This window comes from Erwinia piriflorinigrans CFBP 5888 (assembly GCF_001050515.1).
Classification (GTDB): domain Bacteria; phylum Pseudomonadota; class Gammaproteobacteria; order Enterobacterales; family Enterobacteriaceae; genus Erwinia; species Erwinia piriflorinigrans.
Genome location: NZ_CAHS01000017.1, coordinates 51,853 through 76,237 on the forward strand (window position 1 = coordinate 51,853; position 24,385 = coordinate 76,237).

The window sequence follows — 24,385 nt, forward strand, 5'->3', positions numbered from 1 at the left end:
TGAAGGTAAAGGGCCGGAAGGATCTTTGGGATCGTTTCCGGCTATAATTTAGATATAGGACATTAATCTTTTATAAACATATTCAATGAAGTCATTTGCATACTTTTCTTCTTTATTTCCAAAGAGAACATACACAGATGCAATATCGCTAGTTTTAAAATAAAACTCCTCACCAAAATCAGTATTAGATAAGACTATTTTACCAAGAGCCAAGTTTTTATTTGCAATAGTGTTTTGATAGACTATATCCCCGCCTACCGCTTCATCAAATGGCATGCAGTAAATACTATATATTTCTTCCCCGCATATTTCACCACCCCCGAACTCACCTAAAAACCATTTATAACCTTCTGGCAAGGTAACACCCAGCGCTTGCTCACACTTATCGATCCACTGAGATTCCGGCGCATCTTCTGAACTTCCTAAGTTAACAATATCTTCATGTTTCTTAAGAACATTCAGTAAGTCGTTTCTGTTCATAGATATCCACCCGCTCTATGCATCCAATATTGTGTTCGCCAAGTATTAAACTCGGCCCTGTTAATACCTGATGGTATTGTATTAGGATTTATATGAATCACACCATGATTAACTTTATGGAAGGTTTGACTCATCTCGGCAATAGGGCCTTTTTGAGATTGCAACATATGATGTAAGTTCACGGCATTCCCATCATATCCAACCGGTGCCCGCCCTGTAGCCATTCTGTCAATATTTGTACCTTTAAATACTTTACCTTTATCACGCCAGGTAGTCATTTTATAAGGATCAAACAAATCATCACGCTGATAAACTTTATTACCTTTAAATTGAACCGGTTCATTCGGCCAATGTTCTCTACCCGTTGAGCACTTACTCAAACCAAGAGGATCGATCCACCCATACGGATTCGGCGCATACTGGTATAAGTTCATCCCCCCCGACAGCCCCACCGGATCCTGGGTCGTAAACCTTCCCACTTCAGGCTCGTAGTAACGGAACAGATTATAGTGCAGTCCGCTCTCGTTGTCCTGGTACTGCCCGGCGTAGCGCAGCGGCTGGTCGTAGACTGTCCCCGTGCGTTGTGCCGCTCCGGCGGTGGTCTGGCCCAGCAGCTTGCCAAAGGTATCGTACTGTCCCGACCAACGCAGATTACCCTCTGCATCGGTGACCTCCAGCGGCGCGCTGTTAAGGTCGCTGTTCAGCCAGTAAATATCCGCCTGCGGCCCCTCTCCGGCCTGTTCGATAGCCGCCAGCGGCGTCCACGGGCTTTCCGGGTCGTAACTCCATGTGCGGCGCGTGCCGTTGGCGCGCTGCTCTTGCAGCAGCCGGTAGCCCTGCCACAGAAAACGCGTGGTCTGCGGCGCTTTATCTGCGTAGGTCACCTCTTTACGGCTACGCCTGCCCAGCGCGTCATAGTGATACTGTGCACTGAACTCGCCCTGCGGACCCCAGCCTCGGGCGCGTATCAGGCGGTTATCGGCGTCATAGGTGTAATGCTGCTCGTTGACCCCGTGACGGCGGCTGACCAGATTGCCCCAGGCATCGTAACGGTAGAACAGCCGCTGCCAGTGCGCCAGGCGGTTGTCGCTTAGCGGCTGCGGCGGCAGGTACTGTTCCGGGTCGTCGTGTGGGCTTTTCTCGCCCAGCAGGTTATCGGCGGCATCATACAACAGTCGGCTGCCCGTCTTGCCGGACTTCAGCTCGCGGTGCTGCAACAGGCGACCTTCGGCATCGTAGCCGTAGTGTACTTCACCACGCAGCGCATCGCTGACGCCCGCCAGCTCACCACGCCCGGTATAGCGGAACGCACGCCACAGAATGCCCTCTTCCGGCCGGGTTATCTTGCCGTCACTGAAGGCGCTGCTCTGCCAGCTGCGTCTGCCCAGCGCATCGTAGCGGCGCTGTTGGTGCAGCGCGCCCTGGCTGCGCCCGGTTTCGCGGTGCAGGCGGTCACGGGTAAATTCACTGACCAGCTGCTGGTTAAACTTCAGCGCACTGGCGTGGCCGGAGCCGTAGTGCAGCCATTGCAGGCTGTCGCCCTGCGGCAGCGTCAATGCCTGTAGGTTAGCCAGCGCGTCCCATTGGTAGTGCAGCTCACCATTCACGCCGCGCTCGTACAGCAGGTTGCCTGCCCTATCGTACTTCAGCTCAATGCAGTCCGCTTCAATCCCCAGCTCTGCCCCAGCGGCGGTGGGCGTACGCGTAAGCCGGGTCAGTCTGCCTGCTGCGTCATAGTGATGCTGCCATTCGGCGCTGTCGTTGCCGCGCCATTCCAGCCGCCCCGCCCCGTCAAAGCGGAAGCGGTGCAGGCGATGAGGCGGCGGCGTGAGGCTGTTCTGCGGGCCGGTTTCCCGATGTTCGGCAAGCTGGCCGTCCGTGCCGTAGCGGTACAGGTGGTCGGTGTTGTCCGGGCGGCGTTCGGCGGTCATGCGCCCGGCGGCATCGTAGCTGAACTGATACTCGCCGCCGTTGCCGTTCTCCAGACGCGTCAGCCAGCCGCGCGGGGTGTAGTGATAGTTTCGTGTGCGGTCGATGCGGTCGGTGACGCTGAGCGGCTGACCCAGCAGGTTGTAGCGCCAGCGCGTCTCGCTGCCAAGCGGGTCCTGATGGCGCGCCAGCTGCCCGCGTTCGTTCCAGGCGAAGTGCTCCTCGCTGCCGTCCGCGTGGCGCAGGGTGTGCAAACGCCCGGCAGCATCCCACAGATATTGGGTCAGATGGCCTTCCGCATCGGTACGGTCGGTGAGCTGTCCGTAAACGTCATAGGCATATGCGGTGACGCTGCCGGAACAGTCGGTATAGCGCGTCAGCAGCCCCTGACCGTTCCACTCAAGCCGAGCCACGCCGCCGAGGGCGTCGGTGATACGGGTCGGCAGGCTCTCTTCTTCATCCGGATAGTGATAAAGCGTGGTGTTTTCAGCCGCATCGGTCTGTTTAATCAGGCGTCCGTGGCTGTCCCGCTGCTGGGACTCGCGGCTGCCGTCCGGGTGGGTGACAGAGACCAGACGGTCGCTGTTACGTTCGTACTGGTAAAAGGTTTTGCGCCCGGACGGGTCAGTTTCACTCAGCAGTCGCCCATAGCGATCCCACTCGCTCTGGCGCTGGCCGCCGCCCGGCAACAGCACGCTGCACAGCTCGCCGCGTGCGTAGACAAACGCCAGCCGACGACCGTCATAATCGGTGAACTGCGCCACGCTGTCGTCATCGTCCAGCTGCCAGCTGGCCTGCATACCGTCGTCGCGCACCGCCCGGCGCGTGCCGCCGTTAAAATCGTAGTGCAGCGCCAGCTCTTCCCCGGCGCTGTGCCGCCAACCGGTGACGCGCGGCAGGCCGTCAATCTCCCGCCACAGATATTCGTTCAGCAGCCCGTTGGCATCCTGGTGGCTGGCCATCAGCCCGTCATGCCAGGTGAAACGGCGCGTGACCTCGCCAGCGCGGTTGCTCACGGTGACAAGCTGCCCTTCGTCGTCATAGCCGTAGCTGACCAGCACACGCTCACCGTCCGGGGTATGCAGCAGCACCGCACTCAGGCGGCAATGCCCGGCGGCGGTGGTCAGGTAGCGGCAGCTCAGGCGCTGGCCTGCGCTGTCCACCAGTTCGCTCAGCTGTCCCTGCTCATCGTAAAACAGCGAGGTCGCGTTGCCGCTGGCGTCCGTCAACATGTTTAGCCGGGCGGGATGCTCCCCTTCCAGCGGCGGATAGTGCCAGACCTGTTCACTGACGTCGAACAACTGCCAGCTGCCGTCGGGGTTGTGCATCAGCCAGCACTTCTCCGCCTCGCAGTAGGTTTTGCGGCCGCGCGGCACCATCGGGAACGGGACAAAATCGCCGGACGGCGCGCGCCACACCAGGCCGTCGCCGTAGGGTTGCAGGCTGCTTTCCCAGAACAGGCTCCAGCCGCGCCCCAGCACGCTCTCCGCCGGGTTGCCGCTGCGCCAGTAGCGCTGCCATTCGACCGGCAGGCGCGACGGCAGCACGAAGTCCAGCTCGTCGTCGCCGGAGAGAAACTTCTGCCCGCTGATGATATCCACCGGGCGGGCGATAATGCCCGCAGCGGCGCTGGCGGTCATCAGCGTGCCGAAGCGGCAGGCCACCTGTCCCAACTTGTTGATGCCGGGCAGTTTGCTCAGCAGTTTACCCACCTTGCCCACCTTGCTGAGCGCGCCACCCGCGCCGCCGATCAGCCCGGTAAACAGCAGCGTCAGGTCAGATGCCTTGTATACCCACTCCGGCACCTCGGGTTTTATCGCCAGCGTGGTGACGGTGCCGCCGCCGATGCGCACATTGGACGAGCCTGCCATCACCGTGGCATCACAGTTAGTTTTGTCGCCGACGCGCGCGGCGGGCTGGCCGTTAATAAACACCTTGTCGGAGCCCTGCGCCATCTGCATCGACGGCCCGTCCTTATCGCAGCCCACCTGGCTTACCGTGGCGATGGCCGCCGGTTTACCGTTGATAAACACGTTCGGCGAACCGGTCAGTATCTGACCTGAAGCGGACATGCTGCCCGCCCCGGCCCCGGCAATGCCGTCTCGCGCCGCCGTGGCCGCCTCGCCGGTGAGATAACCCACCGCAAGGCTGGCCCCAATCAGCAATACGCCGACGCCGAGACAGGACGAGGCCAATCCGGCGACAAACAGCGCTCCGGCAGCCACGGATCCGGCGGCGGCAATCAGCCCGCCGACTATCGTACCGCCAATCATTCCGGCCAGCGCCTGGGAATGACCGATGGCGTCACCAACGCGTGCGGCTTCACTCATAATAAATTCCTTTTATCCCTGACTGTTATCCATGGGTGCGCGGTAGCTTGCCAGCACCTGTTGCAGCAGAGCATCATCCTGCGGCGACAGCTTGCGCGGCTGCGCCAGGGTAAATACCAGCACGCGCCCTTCCGCCAGCGCAAACACCGCCTGGCGCTGCCAGATACGTTGGCCGTCACGCAGATAGCTGGCAAACACGCTTTCGCCGGGCAGCTGTTCCTCGCCCAGTGCCGCCGGTTCGCGGCCTTTCAGCACCCAGCCTTTCAGGCTGCGGGACAGGGTATCAAGCTGACGGGTGATGTAGTCCGCTGCAGCTTCATCGGGCTGTAGCGTATCGCGCGAGATATTCAGAGAGGGGGAGGCATCGTCACCGGCCAGCAGCACGTTAACGGTGCGATCGCTGTAACCTTCCGGCAGGGTCACGCTGCCTTCCGTAAAGGTACAACGGGAATAATCGGGCATTACCTGAGTCCTTTTGATAAATGGGGCTTAAGCATCGCATAAGGAAAAGGGAAATTAAATCCTTTAATCGGTTATGTGAACCGCAGCCGATAAGGAGAATAATCCCAGATAAAACAGGTGAAAAGCCGGTTCCCCGGCTTTTCACTCTGCGCGACTTCTGCCATTACTGACCGAACATATCCTTTATCCAGCCAGATACGCCGTTAGCGTCTTTCTGCTGGTCCTGCTGCTGTAACATATGTTGTTGCTGCTGAACCTGCTGCTGTTGTTGCTGACAGAGCGCACTGGCGTCCGTGGTCCACACCGGCAGACGACGCCAGCTGCTGCTGGCGCTGTCGCAGACGAAATTACCGGCAGAGTCGACGTTCATCGGCGCGATATCTTCCGGTGGATTCAGCATCAACGGCAGCGGAGCCTGGTTTTCCAGGTAGCGACGATAAAGCTGCATCGCACCGGTACCGCCGTACAGTTTGGTTGGCTGGTTGTTGTCGCGACCGATCCAGGTGATCGCCACTTCTTTGCCGTCAATACCGGCAAACCAGCTGTCCACCAGGTTGTTGGTCGTACCGGTTTTCCCCGCCAGCGTTGCTTTAGGGTATTTCGCCCCCAGCGCACGCGCCGTACCGTGGTCAACCACCTGCTGCATGCTGTACAGCGTCAGGTACGCCGCCTGGGCTGGCACCGCGCGTTCCGCCTGCGGGAAGCTTTGATACAGCACGCTGCCATCTTCGGCAATCACCGAGCGTAGCGCCGACAGCGGCGCACGGCTGCCGCCGCTGGCAATGGTCTGGAAGGCCTGAGCCACTTCAACCGGAGTCAGGTTCAGCGCCCCCAGCAGCATCGCCGGAACCGGCTGTAGCTGATCTTTCGGCGCGCCAAGCCGGGTCCAGGTATCCACCACCTGCGGCAACCCCAGCGTCATACCAAGATTGACCGTCGGCACGTTCATTGAGTTGGTCAGCGCATCCACCAGCATCACCTGGCCGCTGAAGCGGCGATCGTCGTTCTGCGGTCGCCACACCTGGCCATTCGGCTGTTTCAGCGCCAGCGGATTATCGGCGATCCAGCTGTTCAGGCGATAAACATCCGGCTGGCTCAACGCGGTGAGATAGGTGGCCGGTTTCGCCAGTGAACCGATTGAACGGCGCGCCTGTAGCGCACGGTTATAACCGGCAAACTGCGGATCGGCACCGCCTACCATCGCGCGCACTTCACCGCTGAAACGATCGACCACCACCATCGCGGTTTCCAGATCGTTCAGGCCACGCTGTTTACGCAGCGCCGGGATACCCTCTTCCACTGACTTCTCGGCCGCATCCTGCGATACCGGATCGAGGGTGGTGAAGATTTTCACCCCGGAGAGATCCTTCACTTTATCGCCGAGGCTGGCCTGTAGCTCATTACGCACCATCTGCATAAAGGCGGGCTGCGGGGTGATCACACCGCCTTTCGGCTGCACGCCCAGCGGGCGGGCGCTCAGCATCGTGTACAGCTCCTCGTCGATCACCTTCTGCTGTTGCAGCAGGCGCAGCACCAGGTTACGGCGTTCCAGCGCCAGCTTCGGGTTGCGCCACGGGTTGTAAAGCGATGCCCCTTTCACCATACCGACCAGCAGCGCCTGCTGGTCAAGGCTCAGCTCATCCACCGGACGACCAAAGTAGTAGAGGCTGGCCAGCGGGAAGCCACGGATCTGATCGCTGCCCGCCTGGCCGAGATAGACCTCGTTCAGATAAAGCTCAAGGATACGATCTTTGTTGTAGCGCGCATCCATGATCAGCGCCATATAGGCTTCGTTGGCTTTACGCCACAGCGAACGCTCGTTGGTCAGGAACAGGTTTTTCACCAGCTGCTGGGTCAGGGTACTCCCCCCCTGTACGGCACGTCCGGCGGTGATGTTGGCGAGGAAGGCGCGGCCAATGGAATAGAAACTGATTCCGTCATGCTGATAGAAGTGACGGTCTTCGGTTGCCACCAGCGTATCTACCAGCAGATCCGGGAAACCGGCACGCGGCACAAACAGACGCTGTTCGCCATTTGGCGACTGCAACATGGTAATCAGACGCGGATCGAGGCGGAAAAAGCCAAAATCACGTCCGCTTTCCAGGTTTTTTATCTCGCTCAGGCGGTCGTTACTGAAACTGAGGCGCGCGTGTATTTGCCCTTCTTTGCTGTCGGGGAAATCAAACGGGCGGCGGATCATCTCAATGCTGTTAGCCTGCACGGTAAATTCACCGGGGCGCGTCATGCGCGTTACCTGGCGATACTGTGTTCCTTCCAGCAGTGCGATCATCTCTTTCTTGTTATACGACATGCCCGGCTCAAGACTGACCATGCGCCCGTATACCGTGGCCGGAAGCTGCCAGACCTTGCCATCAATACGGCTGCGGATCTGGCTGTCCAGCCAGAAGCCATAGGCCGCCATCACCACAACGAAAATCAGGAAAAGCTTAATAAACAGGCCTAACCAGCTTCTTTTTTTACGCGCCGGGCGTGCTTTTGCTTTACGTGGCACCGGGGTTATCTCCTCGTCATCCAGGTCATCATCCTGATCGTCATAATCATCATACTGCGGTTCCCTGCGGCGACCTCGCCCCGCTTTGTTACGCGGTGGCTGGGGCGGCTTTCCTTTGCGTCCGATAGGTTCGCGATCGTCAGACATCTGTTTCAGTTCTCCAGGGGCAGGCGTCGGCCGGGCCGACTACTCTCTTCTCACAACGGCCTTTGCGGAACCAGAACCTTCTGAATCGTCCGGTCGCTGCGTGAAATCCGTCAGTCGGGCATATAAATTACGGCGTGGAAAATTTTTTCACCCGCCGTGTGGGTAAGGTATTGGCCGGGTCGTCAGGCCACAGATGCTTAGGATAGCGCCCTTTCATCTCTTTCTGTACTTCGCGCCAGGCACCGGCCCAGAATCCGGCCAGATCGCGGGTGATTTGCAGCGGGCGCTGCGCCGGAGATAACAGCTCCAGCACCAGCGCCACGCGCCCCTGTGCGATGCACGGATTTTGCGCCTCGCCGTACATCTCCTGCAAACGCACCGCCAGCGCCGGAGGCTTATCATGATAATAGCGGATCGGCAGACGACTTCCGGTCGGCACAGTGTAATGAGTTGGCAGCGCACTATCCAGCTGCTGACGCTGGGTCCATGTCAGTAATGGTAATAGAGCGCTGGTCATATCGACCTGGCGCAGCCCTTTTGCATCACGTACGCCCCCCATCGCTGGCAGTAGCCACTGTTCCAGCGAAGCCAGCAGCGCACTCTCGTCGGCAGCAGGCCAGCCGCCTTCCGGCAGCCACTGTGCGGCGCACAGCAGTCGTAGCCGCAGCTGTTCGGCCTGCGGTGTCCAGTTAAGCACCGATAGTCCCTTCTGTCTCACCCAGCGCAGCATCGCCGCATGCAGCTCGTCTTCGTCAGGTTTTGCCAGCGGCTGTGATTTCAGAACCAGCTGACCAATCTGCTCACGTCGCCAGGCGCGTAGAGTGCCCTTTTCCTCATCCCATTCTACCTCGGTTTGTTGCTGTACCAGCGCAGGGCACAGGCGGATAAGCAGGTCGATATCCAGCGGCAGCGCTTGCAGAATGCGTGCATCCGGCTGGGCATTGCCCTGTAACAGGGCGGGTGCAATCAGCCATTTATAGCGTGTCAGGCCATCTTCGCGCTCCAGCGCGGCTCCGCTGCCGTTAGCCAACTGATAGCGCCCTTCTGTACCGCGCCGCCGGGCGATGCGATCAGGAAATGCAGCGGCCAACAGCACGGCCAGCCTTCCTTCATCCATTCTGCCGCCGCTGATATTCAGGCGCTGCTGGAGCTGGCGCGCACGGCGCTGCCACTGCGGCAATCGGCGCTGGAAATCGTCACGCAGATCGACCGATCCCCGCACAGGCTCCTCCAGCATTGCCACCAGCTGCGCCGCCGTGGCGACCGCATCCGCATTATCTCCGGCGGCAATCAGCAGGGCGGCATAACGCGGTTCACTGCCAAGCTCCGCCATTTTGCGACCGCTGGCCGTCAGCCTGCCGTCGCTGTCGGTTGCCCCTAACTGCAACAGCAGCTGTTGGGCGGCGGCAATGGCGGCTGGCGGCGGTGCATCCAGCCAGTTTAGCTGACTGACGTCGTGGCAGCCCCACTGCAACAGATCAAGCCACAGCGCAGAGAGATCGCTGTTAAGCATTTCAGGCTCGCCGTGCGCCGCCGCGCGTTCTGCCTGCTCTTGCGCCAGCAGATGCAGACAAATACCCGGCTCCAGTCGCCCGGCACGCCCGGCGCGCTGGGTCATTGAGGCCTGGCTGACGCGCTGGGTTTGCAGGCGGGTGAGTCCGCTGCGCACGTCGAACAGCGCGCCACGCTCGAGGGTGCTGTCCACCACCAGACGGATGCCTTCAATGGTCAGGCTGGTTTCAGCTATGTTGGTCGCCAGCACTACTTTACGCCGCCCGGCTGGAGAAGGCAGGATCGCCCGGCGTTGTTCCGCCAGCGATAGCGCACCGTACAGTGGGCAGAGATCGACATCGCTGGCGATAAGCCCAGCCAGCTGGGTCTGCACGCGCTGAATTTCCGCCACGCCGGGCAGAAACAGCAGTAGCGATCCCGGCTCTTCGCGCAGCAGCTGGCTGGTCTGACGGGCCACCGCCTCCTCAAATCGTAGGCTGCCGTTTAATGGCTGATAGCGCCGTTCCACCGGCCAGCTGCGTCCGGCCGAGGCGATCAGCGGGGCATTGGGCAGCCATGCGCTTAAACGCGAATTATCCAGCGTTGCCGACATAATCAGCACGCGCAGATCGTCACGCAGCGCGGTCTGCACGTCGAGCAGCAGGCTCAGTGCCAGGTCACCCTGTAGGCTGCGCTCGTGGAATTCGTCGAGGATAACCAGCGACACGTCTTCCAGCATCGGGTCCTGTTGCAGCATGCGCGTCAGTATCCCTTCCGTCACCACCTCCAGCCGGGTATTGGCTCCGCTACGGCTTTCGCCACGCATACGGTAGCCAACGGTTGCGCCCGGTTCTTCACCCAACTGTTCCGCCAGCCGCTGGGCGACATTGCGCGCCGCCAGCCTGCGTGGCTCCAGCAGCAGAATACGCCCGTTAAACCCGGCCAGTTGCAGGATCTGTAATGGCAGCCAGGTGGATTTACCCGCCCCGGTCGGGGCCGCCAGCAGGACCTGGGGTGAAGATTGCAGCGCGGTTAACAGTTCGGGTAATACGGCGCTGACCGGTAATGAACTCACGTTTTGACTCCATAACAACATGGCCTAAATCTGCTGCGCATTGTAGCATTGGCGCGTTTGATTTACCGGAGGAGCGGATGGGCGAAGCAAAACGGCTATTTTTTGGCCTTGAACTGCCGGATAGCTGTAAACAGAGCATTATCCAGTGGCGAGCCCAGACCTTTCCGGCGGAAGCAGGTCGCCCGGTAGCCGCCGATGCCCTGCACCTGACGCTGGCATTCCTCGGCGAGGTCAGTGATGAAAAAGCACGGGCGCTGATGCAGCTGGCCGGGCGCATTCAGCAGCCCTCGTTTTCCCTGACGCTGGATGATGCCGGACACTGGCCGCGTTCCGGCGTGGTATGGCTGGGGCCGCGCCAGGCGCCGCGCGGACTGCTTCAGCTGGCGCAGTTATTACGCTCGCAGGCGGCGCGCAGTGGCTGCGCCCAACCTGCACAATCGTTTCATCCCCATGTCACTATATTGCGCCAGGCTACGCAGTCGGTCGTGCTACCGTCGCACAGCTTTCACGGCTCGCTGCCCGTAGAGCGTTTTGTGCTGTTTCAGTCGCAGTTTACCGGTGGGCGTACCCGCTATAAGGCAATCGCCGCATGGCCACTGTTATAAGGAATGGCGATGAATTTTAGCCCCGTTTTACGCCCCGCGCGGCTGGTGAAACGTTACAAACGCTTTCTGGCGGACGTGGTAACCCCCGAAGGAGACGCGCTGACCATTCACTGCGCCAACACCGGCGCGATGACCGGATGCGCCACGCCGGGCGATACCGTCTGGTACTCCACATCAGACAGCCTGACGCGCAAATATCCGCACAGCTGGGAGCTGACAGAGACGCAGCAGGGCCATTGGATTTGCGTCAATACCTTACGCGCCAATGGGTTAGTGCGTGAGGCGCTGAACGTCGGGCAGATTGCCGAGCTGGCCGGTTACTCAACGCTGCTGCCGGAAGTGAAGTACGGTCACGAAAAAAGCCGTATTGACTTCCTCTTACAGGCAGACAGTCGCCGCAACTGCTATATTGAAGTCAAATCGGTAACATTGTTACAACAGGGCAAAGGATATTTCCCGGATGCGGTGACCACACGCGGGCAGAAGCATCTGCGCGAACTGATTCACATCGCTGAATCTGGCCAGCGTGCGGTGCTGTTTTTCGCCGTGCTGCATTCGGGTATTGATGACGTTTCACCCGCAAGGCATATCGATGTGCGTTATGCCGAATTGCTGGAACAGGCGCGTGAAAAGGGTGTCGAAGTTCTATGTTATAAGGCGCAGTTATCCCCGCAGGGGATTATGCTGCAGGGTGCCCTGAAAGGGGAGTTGTAAAATATCGCGCAATTTGCTTTTATACGGCGCTTATCTCTCTGCCGTTTACCCATTGCTCACTATAAAACGGTGTAGCAGCGGTTTGCAGGCGGACCGCAGGTTGCCAAATACGCTTTTCTTTGCATGGCTGTCAAGGCATGTTGAGGAAAAATTGCTAACATTGACCGCTTCTGTTATTTATAGCGACCTGTTTTTTCCCCTTGTGGGATCGATACCCGGGTATTTGGCGTGCAGGAAAGGGCTTACGCCCCTGCCCCCTGAATATTGAAGGGTGTGTAGTGCGTGTTATCCAGGAGACACAACATGCAAGAAGGGCAAAGCCGTAAAACTTCGTCACTGAGTATTCTCGCCATCGCTGGGGTGGAGCCGTATCAAGAGAAGCCTGGCGAAGAGTATATGAATGAGGCCCAGCTGGGGCACTTCAGGAAAATTCTTGAAGCGTGGCGTAATCAGCTTCGGGATGAAGTCGATCGTACGGTCACACATATGCAGGACGAAGCTGCTAACTTCCCGGATCCGGTAGACCGTGCCGCTCAGGAAGAAGAGTTCAGTCTTGAACTGCGTAACCGCGACCGCGAACGCAAGTTGATCAAAAAGATCGAGAAAACCCTGAAAAAGGTTGAAGACGACGATTTTGGCTACTGCGAATCCTGTGGCGTTGAAATCGGTATCCGTCGTCTTGAAGCGCGTCCTACCGCCGATCTGTGCATCGACTGTAAAACGCTGGCGGAAATCCGCGAAAAGCAGATGGCTGGCTAACGGCCTATAGATTGTGCAGTGAAGCAGGAAACCCCTCCCGTTTGCGCTTCACTGCCCATCTTTCCTCAATATGTCATCATCCTATATCGGGCGTTTTGCCCCATCCCCCTCCGGCGACCTGCATTTTGGTTCACTGATTGCGGCTTTAGGCAGTTATCTTCAGGCGCGCGCGCAGGACGGCATCTGGCGGGTTCGCATCGAAGATATCGACCCACCGCGTGAAGTGCCCGGTGCGGCAACGCGTATTTTGCAACAGCTGGAAAACTACGGCCTTGAGTGGGACGGCGAAGTGCTGTGGCAGTCGCAGCGCTATGAGGCTTATCGCGCCGCCCTTGACCAACTTCAGCAACTGGGGATGAGCTATTACTGCACCTGCTCACGTAGCCGTATTCAGCAGTGCGGCGGGCTGTATGACGGCCACTGCCGGGAACGGCACCGTGGCCCTGATCAGGCCGCCATGCGCCTGAAAGTAGACAACCCAGTACTGGCTTTTCACGACCAGCTGCGCGGCTGCATCCAGGCTGACCCGAAACTGGCGCGGGAAGACTTTATTATTCACCGCCGCGATGGCCTGTTTGCTTACAATCTGGCGGTAGTGGTGGACGATCATTTTCAGGGCATCACTGAAGTCGTTCGTGGTGCGGATTTGATTGAGCCAACGGTGCGGCAAATCGCCCTTTATCAGCAGTTTGGCTGGCTCACGCCGCGCCATTTACATCTGCCGCTGGCAATCAATCACGACGGGAATAAACTGTCGAAGCAAAATCATGCGCCGTCGTTGCCGACGGGCGATGTACGCCCTGTGCTAGTACAGGCACTGCATTTTCTCGGCCAGGCTATAACGGATGAGTGGCGGGACATGACCCCCGCCACGCTGTTACAGCAGGCAATTATCGGTTGGCAGCAGGCTAAAATCCCCAGAAACAACGCCATGCTGACGGATACGACGACTTCGGCATTCTCAAACGGCTCACTCTGAGCTATGATTAGCCGCTGTTTTTATCGACCAGATTTTTTTGTCACTATCGAGGTGTCCCATTTTTACCCGAGTTGCTAATTTTTGCCGAAAAGTCCTCAGTCGCGAAGAAGTCGCACCAACCGAGGTCGCGGAAGTGCGTCAGGTGGCGATCGTCCCGCGTGACAGTCATAACATCTCGCGCAAGGACATCAGTGAAAATGCCCTCAAGGTGCTCTATCGCCTGAATAAAGCGGGATATGAAGCTTACCTGGTTGGCGGCGGCGTGCGCGATTTGCTGCTGGGTAAAAAGCCGAAAGACTTCGATGTGACCACCAACGCCACGCCGGATCAGATGCGTAAGTTATTCCGCAACTGCCGCCTGGTGGGTCGGCGCTTCCGCCTCGCCCATGTGATGTTCGGCCCGGAAATTATCGAGGTCGCCACCTTCCGTGGTCACCACGAAGCTGAACAGCAGGTTTCTGAAGATCGTAACACCTCACAGCGCGACCAGAATGGCATGCTACTGCGGGATAACATTTTCGGTACGATTGAAGATGACGCCCAGCGCCGCGATCTGACGATTAACAGCCTCTATTACAGCGTTGCCGATTTCACGGTTCGTGATTATGTGGGTGGCCTGAGCGATCTGCAACAGGGCATCATCCGCATGATTGGTGACCCGGAAACCCGCTACCGTGAAGATCCGGTACGCATGCTGCGCGTAGTGCGCTTTGCCGCCAAGCTGGATATGAGCATCGCCGCCGAGACCGGGGAACCGATCCCGCGCCTGGCGACCCTGTTGCACGATATTCCCCCGGCGCGTCTGTTCGAAGAGACGCTGAAGTTGCTACAGGCCGGTTATGGTCACAGCACTTACCTCAAGCTGCTTGAATATCAGCTGTTCCAGCCGTTGTTCCCGACGATTACCCGCTACGTTACCGAACAGGGTGACAGTAACATGGAGCGGATGATCCTGCTGGTGCTGAAAAATACCGATACGCGCATCCATAGTCAGATGCGCGTGAATCCGGCCTTCCTGTTTGCCGCAATGTTCTGGTATCCCCAGCTGGAAATGGCACAGAAAATTGCTCAGGAGAGCGGCCTCGTCTATTACGATGCTTTCGCGCTGGCGATGAATGAAGTGCTGGATGAAGCCTGTCGCTCTCTGGCGATCCCTAAACGCATTACCACACTGGTGCGCGATATCTGGCAGCTCCAGCTGCGCCTGTCACGTCGCCACGGTAAACGCGCGTGGAAGCTGATGGAGCATCCTAAGTTCCGCGCCGCCTACGATCTGCTGGCGCTGCGTGCCGAAGTGGAAAATAACCACGAGCTACAGCGTCTGACGACCTGGTGGAGCGAGTTCCAGGTCTCCGCACCGCCGCAGCAGAAGACGATGATGAACACCCTCGGCGACGATCCGGCTCCGCGCCGCCGCACCCGCCGTCCGCGCAAACGCGTACCCGGCAACGCACGTCGCGACAGCAGTAACAGCAATCGCCAGCAATGACCCGCGTTTATCTGGCGTTGGGCAGTAATCTGGCCGACCCGCTGCATCAGGTGCAATCCGCGCTTGATGCGTTGGCGGCGATGCCGGATTGCCGGCTGGTTGCCATCTCTTCGCTGTACCGCACGCCACCTTACGGCCCTGCGGATCAACCCGATTTTCTCAACGCGGCTGTCGCCATCGATACCGGTCTTGACGCTGAAACGCTGCTCGATCATACCCAACGTATTGAGCTGGAGCAGGGGCGCATACGCAAGGCGCACCGCTGGGGGCCACGCACGCTCGACCTTGATATTATGCTGTTCGGTGAGCAGACGCTAAATACGCCTCGCCTGACGGTGCCGCATTACGATATGCATAACCGGGCCTTTATGTTGAAGCCACTGCTGGAGATAGCGCCCGCGCTCTGCCTGCCGGACGGCAGGCGGCTGGCTGATATATTGGCTACCCTCGACAGCAGTGCCATTCGTCCCTGGTGAACCATTATACAGCGGCTATGCACCCCTATTTCATTGCTTTAAACTACGCCAAACAGAAGATTCCTGATGAGGATACGATGAAACCGACTACCGTCTCGACGTTACGCCAGTGGAAACAGCAGGGAGAGAAATTCGCCTCTATCACCGCTTATGATTTTAGTTTTGCCCGCCTGTTTGCCGATGAAGGTATTCAGGTGATGCTGGTAGGCGACTCGCTGGGTATGGTGGTACAGGGCCACGATTCGACGCTGCCGGTGACCGTTGCCGATATTGTTTACCATACCGAAGCGGTGCGCCGTGGGGCACCCGCCGCGCTGCTGCTCGCCGACCTGCCTTTTATGAGTTACAGCACTCCGCAACAGACCTTTGACAGCGCGGCGCAGCTGATGCGTGCTGGCGCAAACATGATCAAACTGGAAGGCGGAAAATGGCTGGCGGAGACGGTTAAACAGCTGACCGAGCGTGCTGTTCCGGTCTGCGGCCATCTCGGTTTGACCCCGCAGTCGGTGAATATTTTCGGCGGTTATAAGGTTCAGGGTCGAGAAGCGGAAGCCGCCGACCGACTGCTGGATGACGCCCTGGCGCTGGAAGCCGCTGGTATGCAGCTGCTGGTGCTGGAGTGCGTACCGACAGCGCTGGCAAAACGCGTGACCGACGCGCTGACCGTGCCGGTGATTGGCATCGGTGCCGGTAATGCCACCGATGGTCAGATCCTGGTGATGCACGATGCCTTTGGGATCACCGGTGGCCATATTCCTAAATTTGCTAAAAACTTCCTCGCCGAAACCGGCGATATTCGCGCCGCAGCGCGTCAATATGCGGAAGAAGTGAAAGCCGGTAGCTACCCGGCAGAAGAACACAGCTTTCAGTAACCGAGGAGTCACAGCGTGCTGATTATTGAAACCCTGCCGATGCTGCGCCGTGAAGTGCGGCGCTGGCGTCAGGATGGCAAACGTGTTGCGCTGGTTCCCACGATGGGAAACCTGCATGACGGGCATATGACGCTGGTCGATGAAGCGCGTGAGCGTGCGGATATCGTTATCGTGTCGATTTTTGTTAATCCGATGCAGTTTGAACGCCCTGACGATCTGGCACGTTATCCGCGCACCCTTCAGCAGGATTGCGAAAAGCTGAATCGCCGTGGCGTCGATCTGGTTTTCTCCCCTGCTCCCGGGGATATTTATCCTCAAGGGCTGGATGAACAGACCTTTGTTGATGTTCCCAGCCTTTCTACGCTGTTAGAAGGTGCCAGCCGCCCCGGTCATTTTCGCGGCGTATCCACCATTGTTAGCAAGCTGTTTAACCTGGTGCAGCCGGATCTCGCCTGCTTTGGTGAAAAAGATTATCAGCAGCTGGCGCTGATCCGCAGAATGGTGGCGGATATGGGCTACGATATTGATATTATCGGCGTGCCCACCGTGCGCGCCAAAGATGGCCTGGCGCTCAGTTCTCGCAACGGCTACCTGACGGCGGAAGAGCGTAAAATCGCCCCTGAACTCAGTAAAGTGATGCAGCAAATCGCTGAACGGCTTATTCAGGGAGAGCGCCATATTGAAGAGACGATTGCTCATGCAGAAAACGCGTTGGCTGAGAAGGGCTTACGGGCCGATGGCCTGGCGATAGTCGATGCCGATACCCTACTGCCGCTGAATGTCGACAGCCAGCGAGCGGTGATTTTAATGGCCGCATGGCTCGGTAAGGCACGTCTGATTGATAATCAGCAGGTCGATCTCACGCAGTAGACAGCAGCGCCGGTTCAGATAATACTGGCGCTAGTTTTTTGAATTGATTGCAGAGTAATGAATGATGAATCGTACTATGTTGCAGGGCAAACTCCACCGGGTGAAAGTGACCCAGGCAGACCTGAATTACGAAGGCTCCTGCGCCATCGACCAGGATTTTCTCGACGCTTCCGGCATTCTGCAATACGAAGCTATCGATATTTATAACGTGAATAACGGCCAGCGTTTCTCTACCTATGCTATCGCCGCCGAACGCGGTTCTAAAATCATCTCAGTGAACGGCGCAGCAGCACGCTGCGCCTGTGAGGGCGACCTGCTGATTATCTGTTCTTACGTGCAGATGTCGGATGAGCAGGCGCGCGCCTGGCAGCCTAAAGTCGCTTATTTCGAAGGTGATAATCAGATGAAACGCGTAGCGAAAGCGGTGCCGGTTCAGGTCGCCTGATCTGATCTGCGCCCTTAACCAGGGCCATATTCAGACAAGGGCCGAACGGTTTTGCCGTCCGGCCCTTGTGATATCATCAGGTACGCAGCCCTCGCCCACGCTGAATTAATCCCCACACTACCGCATAAAACACCAGAATAAACCCCACCAGCACACCGATGGTGAAGCCCAGCGGCACGTCATTGATGCCGAGAAAACCGTAGCGGAAGCCGCTGATCATGTAGACGATCGGATTCAGCTTCGACACCATCTGCCACACCGGCGGCAGCAGCGACAGGGAATAAAACACGCCGCCAAGATAGGTTAACGGTGTCAACACGAAGGTCGGGATCAGGCTGATATCATCAAAGGTTCGGGCAAACACCGCGTTCAGCAGGCCCGCCAGCGAGAACAGTATCGCCGTCAGCAGCAGCGTAACCGCCACCATCAGCCACGAGTGAACGTGAAACGGCACGAAGAACAGCGAGATGGCCGTCACCAGCACGCCAACACAGATCCCCCGGGCCACGCCGCCGCCAACATAGCCAGCAATAATCACATGGGTTGGCACCGGAGCTACCAGCAGCTCCTCAATGTTGCGCTGAAATTTGGCGCTGAAGAATGAGGATGCCACGTTGGCATAGGCATTGGTGATCACCGCCATCATAATCAGCCCCGGCACGATAAACTGCATGTAGCTAAAACCGTGCATTTCACCAATGCGTGAACCGATCAGGTTGCCAAAAATAATAAAGTAGAGCGTCATAGTGATAACCGGCGGTACCAGCGTCTGGATCCAGATACGCGCAAAACGGTTAACTTCCTTGCCCCAGATACTCTTCAGGGCCACCCAGTACAAATGTGTCATGCTTTGTCTCCTTTGCGACCGTTTACCAGGTCAACAAACAGCTCCTCAAGGCGGTTTGCCTTGTTGCGCATACTCAAAACCTGCACGCCCTGATGGCTAAGCTGGCTAAAGACGCTGTTTAAGCCCTGCTCGCGCAGCACTTCGACCTCCAGGGTTGTGGTGTCGGTTAGCCGGTACTGAAAGCCTTCCAGCTTAGGCAGCGGACTTTTTGCTGCCAGATCGAGGATAAAAGTTTCCGATTTCAGTTTAGCCAGCAGCCCCTTCATCGAGGTGTTTTCCACCAGTTCACCATGCTGGATAATGCCGATATTGCGACACAGCATCTCAGCTTCTTCCAGGTAATGCGTGGTGAGAATAATAGTGGTTCCCTGCGCATTCAGTTCTTGCAGGAAGGTCCACATTGAGCGGCGCAGTTCAATATCAACCCCGGCAGTCGGTTCATCCAGGATCAGCAGTTTCGGTTCATGCATCAGGGCGCGGGCAATCATCAGACGGCGCTTCATTCCGCCCGACAGCATACGCGCACGCTCGTGACGTTTGCCCCACAGATCCAACTGCGTCAGGTATTTTTCAGCCCGTTGCAGCGCAACCGCCTTTTCCACGCCGTATAATCCGGCCTGGCTCACCACAATCTGCATGACGGTTTCGAACTGGTTAAAATTGAATTCCTGCGGCACCAGCCCCAGCTGTCGTTTCGCATTAACCACGTCTTTTTGCAGGTCATAACCGAACACCCGCACCTTTCCGGTGGTTTTATTCACCAGCGAGCTGATAATGCCTATAGTGGTCGATTTACCGGCGCCGTTAGGGCCGAGCAGGGCATAGAAATCACCGGCTTCGACGGCAAGGTCAATGCCCTTTAGCGCCTGAACCCCGCCCTGATAGGTTTTGGTTAGCTTTTCAAGTTCCAGTGCATAAGTCATAAGTTAAAAAGTGCCCTGTTTTAGGTATATCCGCAGCGTTTAGAGCAGCAGTGAAATGTGCGGAAGTGGTTTCTCTTCATCACCGATTTGTCGGGATGCAGCTCCCCGCGCCCCTTGTGCAACTCGATTTTCGGTTATTGATTTCTTGTTAGTCGTTTTCAATTATGCTGCGCTGGCCTATATTGTTGCCACGCATTTTGAGCTATTGGTCAACACCCTTATGAAAGATATTAATACCCTTATCAGCAACAATCGCCAGTGGTCCAGACTGCTCAAAGAAGAAGATCCCGGCTTTTTTGAACGCCTTTCTCTGGCGCAAAAGCCTCGATTTCTTTGGATCGGCTGCTCAGACAGCCGCGTACCCGCCGAGCGGCTGACCGGGCTGGAGCCGGGCGAACTGTTCGTTCACCGCAACGTCGCCAACCTGGTTGTCCACACGGATTTAAACTGCCTGTCGGTGGTGCAATACGCGGTTGAAGTGCTGGAAGTGGAACACATTATCATCTGTGGCCACTACGGCTGCGGCGGCGTTCAGGCGGCGTTGGAAAACCCGGAACTGGGGCTGATTGACAACTGGCTGCTGCATATCCGCGATTTATGGTACAAGCATAGCGCGTTATTGGGCGAACTGCCGCCGGAGAAGCGCGTGGACAAGCTCTGTGAGATTAATGTAATCGAACAGGTGTACAACCTGGGTCACTCTACTATCATGCAGTCCGCATGGAAGCGCGGCCAACAGGTTAATCTTCATGGCTGGGTATACGGCATCCAGGATGGCTACCTGCGCGACCTGGAAGTCTCGGCCACCAACCGCGAAACGCTGGAACAGCGATACCGCCACGGCATAGCCAATTTGCTTAACGACCCGGACCTTAACCCGTAATTTGCCTACTGCCGCAAGCATCAGGCTGACCCGAATTCACAAAAGCCGCTTATGTTATAACAGGCCGGAATGTCCGGCCTTAGTCGATCGTGCTGTTGCGCGCCTGACGGGATTATTCGTCCAGCAACACCACTTTGCCCACATACGGCAGATGACGATAGCGCTGGGCGTAATCAATTCCGTAACCCACCACGAATTCATCGGGGATGGCAAAACCCACGTACTCAACCGGCACATCCACCTCACGCCTTGAAGGCTTATCTAGCAGGGTACAGATGGCCATTGATTTTGGCCCACGCAGGCTAAGGATTTCACGTACTTTGCTCAACGTATTACCTGAATCGATAATATCCTCAACGATAAGCACATCCTTACCGCGAATATCTTCGTCCAAATCCTTGAGGATTTTCACATCACGGGAGCTGGTCGTGCTGTTGCCATAGCTGGAAGCGGTCATAAAATCGACTTCGTGGGAAACGTCAATGGCGCGGCAAAGATCGGCCATAAACATAAAGGAGCCGCGTAGCAGGCCCACCAGCACCATATCACTGCCGCTGTCGCGGTAGTGCTCACTGATTTGCAGACCTAATTCGGTAATACGGGAGGCGATCTCAGCTTCGGAGATCATAACTTCAACGGTGTGTTTCATTATTAGCGCTTCGTCGATGGCTTCAGGAAAGCGACAAAGTTTACCACACTTCGTCGTCTTTACGCTCATCGTTGCGCAACAAGACAGAGCCATTGCTCTCAGCAGACATACAGACTGCTATACGTCAAGATAGCCCTATTTCATAGCGCATAATGGTTTAACCTTAGAGCAATTATTCATTTATCACCGCATCTGGCCCTGTGTTAGCTTAGCCACCATAATGATAAAACACGCCTCTCTGGCAGGAGATTTAATGCCTTCCTCACACTCTAAAAAAACGCATATTGGCCAGCGCGAGCTACAGCCTGAAACCCAGATGCTGAATTACGGCTATGACCCGGCGCTATCTGAAGGCGCGGTCAAACCGCCGGTGTTTCTGACCTCAACCTTTATCTTTAACAGTGCTGAAGAAGGGCGTGACTTCTTTGACTATGTGTCCGGGCGACGTGAGCCACCAGCCGGGGAAGGCAACGGGCTGGTTTATTCGCGTTTTAACCATCCCAACAGCGAAATTGTTGAAGACAGACTGGCTATCTATGAACGTACCGAAAGTGCGGCGCTGTTCTCGTCCGGCATGTCAGCTATCGCGACCACACTGCTAACCTTTGTCAGGCCCGGCGATACCATCCTCCATTCGCAGCCGCTGTACGGCGGTAGCGAGACGCTACTCAGTAAAACCTTTGGCAACCTCGGCGTGGCGGCCGTTGGCTTTGCCGATGGGATCGATGAAGCATCGGTGCAGGCGGCGGCAGATAAAGCGATGGCCCAGGGGCGTGTGTCGGCGATCCTGATTGAGTCCCCGGCCAACCCGACCAATAGCCTGGTGGACATTACCTTAATGAAGCGCGTAGCCGATCGTATTGAACAGCAGCAGCAGCACCGTCCGGTCATCGCTTGCGATAATACTCTGCTCGGCCCGGTATTCTCACGGCCGATCGAACATGGCGCGGATATCTCACTTTACTCGCTGACCAAGTATGTGGGTGGACACTCCGATCTTATCGCCGGAGCAGCAATCGGAAACCGGGCGTTGATCCGCCAGGTAAAAGCATTGCGCAGCGCCATCGGCACGCAGCTCGATCCGCACTCCAGTTGGATGATTGGGCGCTCGCTGGAAACCCTTGCGCTGCGCATGGAGCGTGCTAACGACAATGCTGCTGCTGTAGCAGAGTTCCTGCACAGACATCCTCAGGTCGAACAGATCCACTACCTGCCGTTCCTCAGCCCGGACTCAGCGGCAGGAAAAATCTTTAGCGCTCAGTGTAGCGGGGCCGGCTCGACTTTCTCTTTTGATATCCGTGGCGGTCAGGATGCGGCATTCCGCTTTCTCAATAATCTGCAACTGTTCAAGCTGGCGGTCAGCCTGGGGGGTACGGAGTCTCTTGCCAGCCATCCGGCCAGCACCACTCATTCCGGGGTAGCACTGGAAGTCCGTGAACGCATTGGCATTAAATCGACCACCATCCGCTTATCTATTGGTATTGAGAATAAGGATGATCTGATTGAGGATCTGCGGCTGGCGCTGGGCGTGTAACGTTCAACGTCAGCGCGGTCATCGCAAGGTAACATCAGCAGATTGGTGAAAGCCATTGGCTTATCTCGACTCATGATGACATTTCCCTGATGCCCTGTGGGCAGCATACCCACAGGGCTGTGCGCTGGCGCTTGCTTGAAAAGTCAGTATTTAGCGCATACTCCGTAAGCCTGTTTGCAACAAAATTTTTTACATTCAAACCAATAAAAACAGACGTATTTATCACAACCATTTGAATTAAAAAATAGAATTATTATCAGATCCGTTAAATCGTATTATTTTCTCACATTGGATTATTTATCCACCACCATTTTATTGGGAGGCCGACATACTCTTTTCTGAAGGAGAACTGCTTTTCGCATTTAATAAAAGTTTTAGATCCCGGTGAAAGGGCCTACCAAGCAGAAAGAAATGAGAAATGTTTTTGCAACCCACCTTTGAGAGGGCGGATAACTTATGAGCACTCACCGTTTTCTGGCAAATATTTAGCTGTAAACTAATCTCATTTTCTTTTTCCCCTCTAAATAGCTCAAGAATAATATTCATCTCTCTGTTTGTCAGACCTCTTTTTCTTTCAAACTTAGGGTGCCATTTGGCTAAATTCATTTTAAATTTATTAGAAGCCAACTCTGAGAAAAATGATGAACTTAATTTCCTGTCAACCTTGCATAATCCGGGATAAAGCATATCTGTAATAATCTCTTGAAAGACATTCGATGTCAGCATCACCACATCTTCAGGCTTTCTATTTTTTATCATTTTGTCATAAAAAGAAGTCTCATTGCTTGATTTGAAAAAGACCCAGGAGAGCATATCAATGACGAGTATGGCATCCGCACATACGCTTTCTTTCATAAACTGGTCAAAACCTAAGGCTGTCATGGTCAGACTATTTGGATTGGAATACTTCAACCCCAGATAAAAATAGCTATCATCAGTCACTAACACTATTTTTTTGGCCGAGCCTAATCTTTGAGCGTAAATGTCCATAATTCCCTCTTCGATAACAACTTCCATCATTCCATTTAAGCCTCTATCAGAAACCAAAAACAGATCATTTTCAATACCTTAAACCAAAGCCTTTTTGACTTCACAAGTCATTGATCTATTTTGAGCTTATGTTAACGTTACCTCGCTATTTACTGGAAAGGATATCTGTAAATGTTAGGAATCATAATAGTGATCGCCCTGTTATTCACCCTCGCTGTAAGTCTTATTTTACATTTTACTCAGACTAAAAAACGTCAACCATACCTATTAAGAGAGCACCGTAGAAGAAAAAACAAAAAAAGGAGTATATTTGGCAAGCATTGAATTTTCTGGAACAGACAAAACAATAACAACCATAAAATCACCACTAAAAAAATAAAACAATCACAGCGGATAATATAAAAAATCGAATAAGGTTATTATTTTTCGGTTTGAAAAAAACCAAAACCCCGAATTAAGCGCTATCAAATTAAGAACTTTAACCGGGGTTTTTTCTTACTTACATTCATTACAGTTTAACGTGATACTGCAACGAGCCGTATATTGACTGCATTTAATTGTGCGGATTTCGTAGCATCAGAAGCAGTCGCTCAATCTGATATAGAGATGTAAGGGGTAATGATTCTGCTTATCACCCCTGCATTCATATCAAGTGAGGAACCCCATCCTTGTCTGTATCCACCCTCTCTTCACGCTTTTCCCGTGAAGTCACATTCATCCGTTCCTGATGATGGAAGAATAGCGCTCACAGACAGGCTTTTCGGTTACAAATAAAGAGTGGTGCATACTCTTTGAGGGCAGAAAAAAATTAATGTTCTGCCTGGCACATTAAGCTGTAATGCAGAATTTCCCGGAATTGATGAGCAACATGACAAACGGAGATATGTCCCTGATGATATGTAAGGTGCTTTATCAAATCATCAG

Annotated in this window: 20 protein-coding genes; 11 read left to right on the forward strand and 9 right to left on the reverse strand. The window is 55.8% G+C overall.

Translation table 11 applies throughout. The features are described from left to right. Positions 1-48: 48 nt before the first annotated feature. The 5 genes from EPIR_RS13320 to hrpB form a co-directional block, all read right to left on the reverse strand. Positions 49-480 (reverse strand): SMI1/KNR4 family protein, encoded by a 432-nt coding sequence (locus tag EPIR_RS13320; protein WP_023655962.1) that lies wholly within the window; start codon positions 478-480, stop codon positions 49-51. Beyond that, positions 477-4,739, reverse strand: coding sequence for an RHS repeat-associated core domain-containing protein (locus tag EPIR_RS13325; protein WP_023655963.1), 4,263 nt, complete (start codon positions 4,737-4,739; stop codon positions 477-479). Before EPIR_RS13325 ends, EPIR_RS13320 begins: the two co-directional genes overlap by 4 nt. Positions 4,740-4,751: 12 nt before the next feature. Further along, positions 4,752-5,201, reverse strand: coding sequence for a DcrB-related protein (locus EPIR_RS13330; protein WP_023655964.1), 450 nt, complete (start codon positions 5,199-5,201; stop codon positions 4,752-4,754). 163 nt (positions 5,202-5,364) lie between these two features. After that, on the reverse strand, positions 5,365-7,860 hold the full coding sequence (gene mrcB, locus EPIR_RS13335) for a bifunctional glycosyl transferase/transpeptidase (protein WP_023655965.1): 2,496 nt from the start codon (positions 7,858-7,860) through the stop codon (positions 5,365-5,367). Between the two features lie 127 nt (positions 7,861-7,987). Then, complete coding sequence (gene hrpB / locus EPIR_RS13340) at positions 7,988-10,426, reverse strand: ATP-dependent helicase HrpB (protein WP_023655966.1); 2,439 nt, start codon at positions 10,424-10,426, stop codon at positions 7,988-7,990. A 77-nt stretch (positions 10,427-10,503) separates the two neighbouring features. Between hrpB and thpR the strand changes: the two genes are divergently transcribed. From thpR to panD, 9 genes are all read left to right on the forward strand, one after another. Continuing rightward, positions 10,504-11,031, forward strand: coding sequence for an RNA 2',3'-cyclic phosphodiesterase (thpR, locus tag EPIR_RS13345; RefSeq protein ID WP_023655967.1), 528 nt, complete (start codon positions 10,504-10,506; stop codon positions 11,029-11,031). A 9-nt stretch (positions 11,032-11,040) separates the two neighbouring features. Then, entirely contained in the window at positions 11,041-11,745 is a 705-nt protein-coding gene (gene sfsA, locus EPIR_RS13350; protein WP_023655968.1) for a DNA/RNA nuclease SfsA, read from the forward strand. 303 nt (positions 11,746-12,048) lie between these two features. Next, positions 12,049-12,504 (forward strand): RNA polymerase-binding protein DksA, encoded by a 456-nt coding sequence (gene dksA, locus EPIR_RS13355; protein WP_023655969.1) that lies wholly within the window; start codon positions 12,049-12,051, stop codon positions 12,502-12,504. Between the two features lie 70 nt (positions 12,505-12,574). Continuing rightward, the gene (gene gluQRS / locus EPIR_RS13360) at positions 12,575-13,483 is read left to right on the forward strand and encodes a tRNA glutamyl-Q(34) synthetase GluQRS (protein ID WP_023655970.1); all 909 of its coding nucleotides are present in this window, start codon (positions 12,575-12,577) and stop codon (positions 13,481-13,483) included. A gap of 58 nt (positions 13,484-13,541) precedes the next feature. Further along, a complete protein-coding gene (gene pcnB, locus EPIR_RS13365) occupies positions 13,542-14,972 on the forward strand; it encodes a polynucleotide adenylyltransferase PcnB (protein WP_240987366.1) in 1,431 nt (476 codons plus the stop codon). Continuing rightward, on the forward strand, positions 14,969-15,448 hold the full coding sequence (gene folK, locus EPIR_RS13370; protein WP_023655972.1) for a 2-amino-4-hydroxy-6-hydroxymethyldihydropteridine diphosphokinase: 480 nt from the start codon (positions 14,969-14,971) through the stop codon (positions 15,446-15,448). The genes pcnB and folK overlap by 4 nt, the downstream gene beginning before the upstream one ends. 77 nt (positions 15,449-15,525) lie before the next feature. Then, positions 15,526-16,320, forward strand: a complete 795-nt coding sequence (gene panB, locus EPIR_RS13375; RefSeq protein WP_023655973.1) for a 3-methyl-2-oxobutanoate hydroxymethyltransferase — start codon at positions 15,526-15,528, stop codon at positions 16,318-16,320. Positions 16,321-16,335: 15 nt separating this feature from the next. Continuing rightward, on the forward strand, positions 16,336-17,190 hold the full coding sequence (panC, locus tag EPIR_RS13380; RefSeq protein WP_023655974.1) for a pantoate--beta-alanine ligase: 855 nt from the start codon (positions 16,336-16,338) through the stop codon (positions 17,188-17,190). Positions 17,191-17,254: 64 nt separating this feature from the next. Beyond that, positions 17,255-17,635, forward strand: a complete 381-nt coding sequence (panD, locus tag EPIR_RS13385; protein WP_048697618.1) for an aspartate 1-decarboxylase — start codon at positions 17,255-17,257, stop codon at positions 17,633-17,635. Between the two features lie 76 nt (positions 17,636-17,711). On the opposite strand, the gene EPIR_RS13390 is transcribed toward panD, so the two are convergent. Both EPIR_RS13390 and EPIR_RS13395 read right to left on the reverse strand, forming a co-directional pair. Next, positions 17,712-18,482: an ABC transporter permease gene (locus tag EPIR_RS13390; protein WP_023655976.1), complete on the reverse strand. Its 771-nt coding sequence runs from the start codon at positions 18,480-18,482 to the stop codon at positions 17,712-17,714. Next, positions 18,479-19,405, reverse strand: coding sequence for an ABC transporter ATP-binding protein (locus EPIR_RS13395; RefSeq protein WP_023655977.1), 927 nt, complete (start codon positions 19,403-19,405; stop codon positions 18,479-18,481). The genes EPIR_RS13390 and EPIR_RS13395 overlap by 4 nt, the downstream gene beginning before the upstream one ends. A gap of 220 nt (positions 19,406-19,625) precedes the next feature. Between EPIR_RS13395 and can the strand changes: the two genes are divergently transcribed. Further along, a complete protein-coding gene (can, locus tag EPIR_RS13400) occupies positions 19,626-20,288 on the forward strand; it encodes a carbonate dehydratase (RefSeq protein WP_048697699.1) in 663 nt (220 codons plus the stop codon). Between the two features lie 112 nt (positions 20,289-20,400). On the opposite strand, the gene hpt is transcribed toward can, so the two are convergent. Then, positions 20,401-20,937: a hypoxanthine phosphoribosyltransferase gene (gene hpt, locus EPIR_RS13405; RefSeq protein ID WP_048697621.1), complete on the reverse strand. Its 537-nt coding sequence runs from the start codon at positions 20,935-20,937 to the stop codon at positions 20,401-20,403. 253 nt (positions 20,938-21,190) lie between these two features. On the opposite strand from hpt, the gene EPIR_RS13410 reads away from it, so the two are divergent. Then, positions 21,191-22,471 carry a cystathionine gamma-synthase family protein gene (locus tag EPIR_RS13410; RefSeq protein WP_023655980.1) on the forward strand — a complete coding sequence of 427 codons (1,281 nt, stop codon included), beginning with the start codon at positions 21,191-21,193 and terminating at the stop codon, positions 22,469-22,471. Between the two features lie 312 nt (positions 22,472-22,783). Here the strand turns inward: EPIR_RS13410 and EPIR_RS13415 are convergent, their stop codons facing one another. Further along, complete coding sequence (locus EPIR_RS13415; RefSeq protein WP_048697700.1) at positions 22,784-23,461, reverse strand: LuxR C-terminal-related transcriptional regulator; 678 nt, start codon at positions 23,459-23,461, stop codon at positions 22,784-22,786. Positions 23,462-24,385 lie beyond the last annotated feature (924 nt).

What these genes read in the sequence shown, in the direction of transcription:
- EPIR_RS13320 (WP_023655962.1), bottom strand. Translation starts at nt 480, where the DNA reads ATGAACAGAAACGACTTACTGAATGTTCTTAAGAAACATGAAGATATT.
- EPIR_RS13325 (WP_023655963.1), bottom strand. Translation starts at nt 4,739, where the DNA reads ATGAGTGAAGCCGCACGCGTTGGTGACGCCATCGGTCATTCCCAGGCG.
- EPIR_RS13330 (WP_023655964.1), bottom strand. Translation starts at nt 5,201, where the DNA reads ATGCCCGATTATTCCCGTTGTACCTTTACGGAAGGCAGCGTGACCCTG.
- mrcB (WP_023655965.1), bottom strand. Translation starts at nt 7,860, where the DNA reads ATGTCTGACGATCGCGAACCTATCGGACGCAAAGGAAAGCCGCCCCAG.
- thpR (WP_023655967.1), top strand. Translation starts at nt 10,504, where the DNA reads ATGGGCGAAGCAAAACGGCTATTTTTTGGCCTTGAACTGCCGGATAGC.
- sfsA (WP_023655968.1), top strand. Translation starts at nt 11,041, where the DNA reads ATGAATTTTAGCCCCGTTTTACGCCCCGCGCGGCTGGTGAAACGTTAC.
- dksA (WP_023655969.1), top strand. Translation starts at nt 12,049, where the DNA reads ATGCAAGAAGGGCAAAGCCGTAAAACTTCGTCACTGAGTATTCTCGCC.
- gluQRS (WP_023655970.1), top strand. Translation starts at nt 12,575, where the DNA reads ATGTCATCATCCTATATCGGGCGTTTTGCCCCATCCCCCTCCGGCGAC.
- folK (WP_023655972.1), top strand. Translation starts at nt 14,969, where the DNA reads ATGACCCGCGTTTATCTGGCGTTGGGCAGTAATCTGGCCGACCCGCTG.
- panB (WP_023655973.1), top strand. Translation starts at nt 15,526, where the DNA reads ATGAAACCGACTACCGTCTCGACGTTACGCCAGTGGAAACAGCAGGGA.
- panD (WP_048697618.1), top strand. Translation starts at nt 17,255, where the DNA reads ATGAATCGTACTATGTTGCAGGGCAAACTCCACCGGGTGAAAGTGACC.
- EPIR_RS13390 (WP_023655976.1), bottom strand. Translation starts at nt 18,482, where the DNA reads ATGACACATTTGTACTGGGTGGCCCTGAAGAGTATCTGGGGCAAGGAA.
- EPIR_RS13395 (WP_023655977.1), bottom strand. Translation starts at nt 19,405, where the DNA reads ATGACTTATGCACTGGAACTTGAAAAGCTAACCAAAACCTATCAGGGC.
- can (WP_048697699.1), top strand. Translation starts at nt 19,626, where the DNA reads ATGAAAGATATTAATACCCTTATCAGCAACAATCGCCAGTGGTCCAGA.
- hpt (WP_048697621.1), bottom strand. Translation starts at nt 20,937, where the DNA reads ATGAAACACACCGTTGAAGTTATGATCTCCGAAGCTGAGATCGCCTCC.
- EPIR_RS13410 (WP_023655980.1), top strand. Translation starts at nt 21,191, where the DNA reads ATGCCTTCCTCACACTCTAAAAAAACGCATATTGGCCAGCGCGAGCTA.
- EPIR_RS13415 (WP_048697700.1), bottom strand. Translation starts at nt 23,461, where the DNA reads ATGGACATTTACGCTCAAAGATTAGGCTCGGCCAAAAAAATAGTGTTA.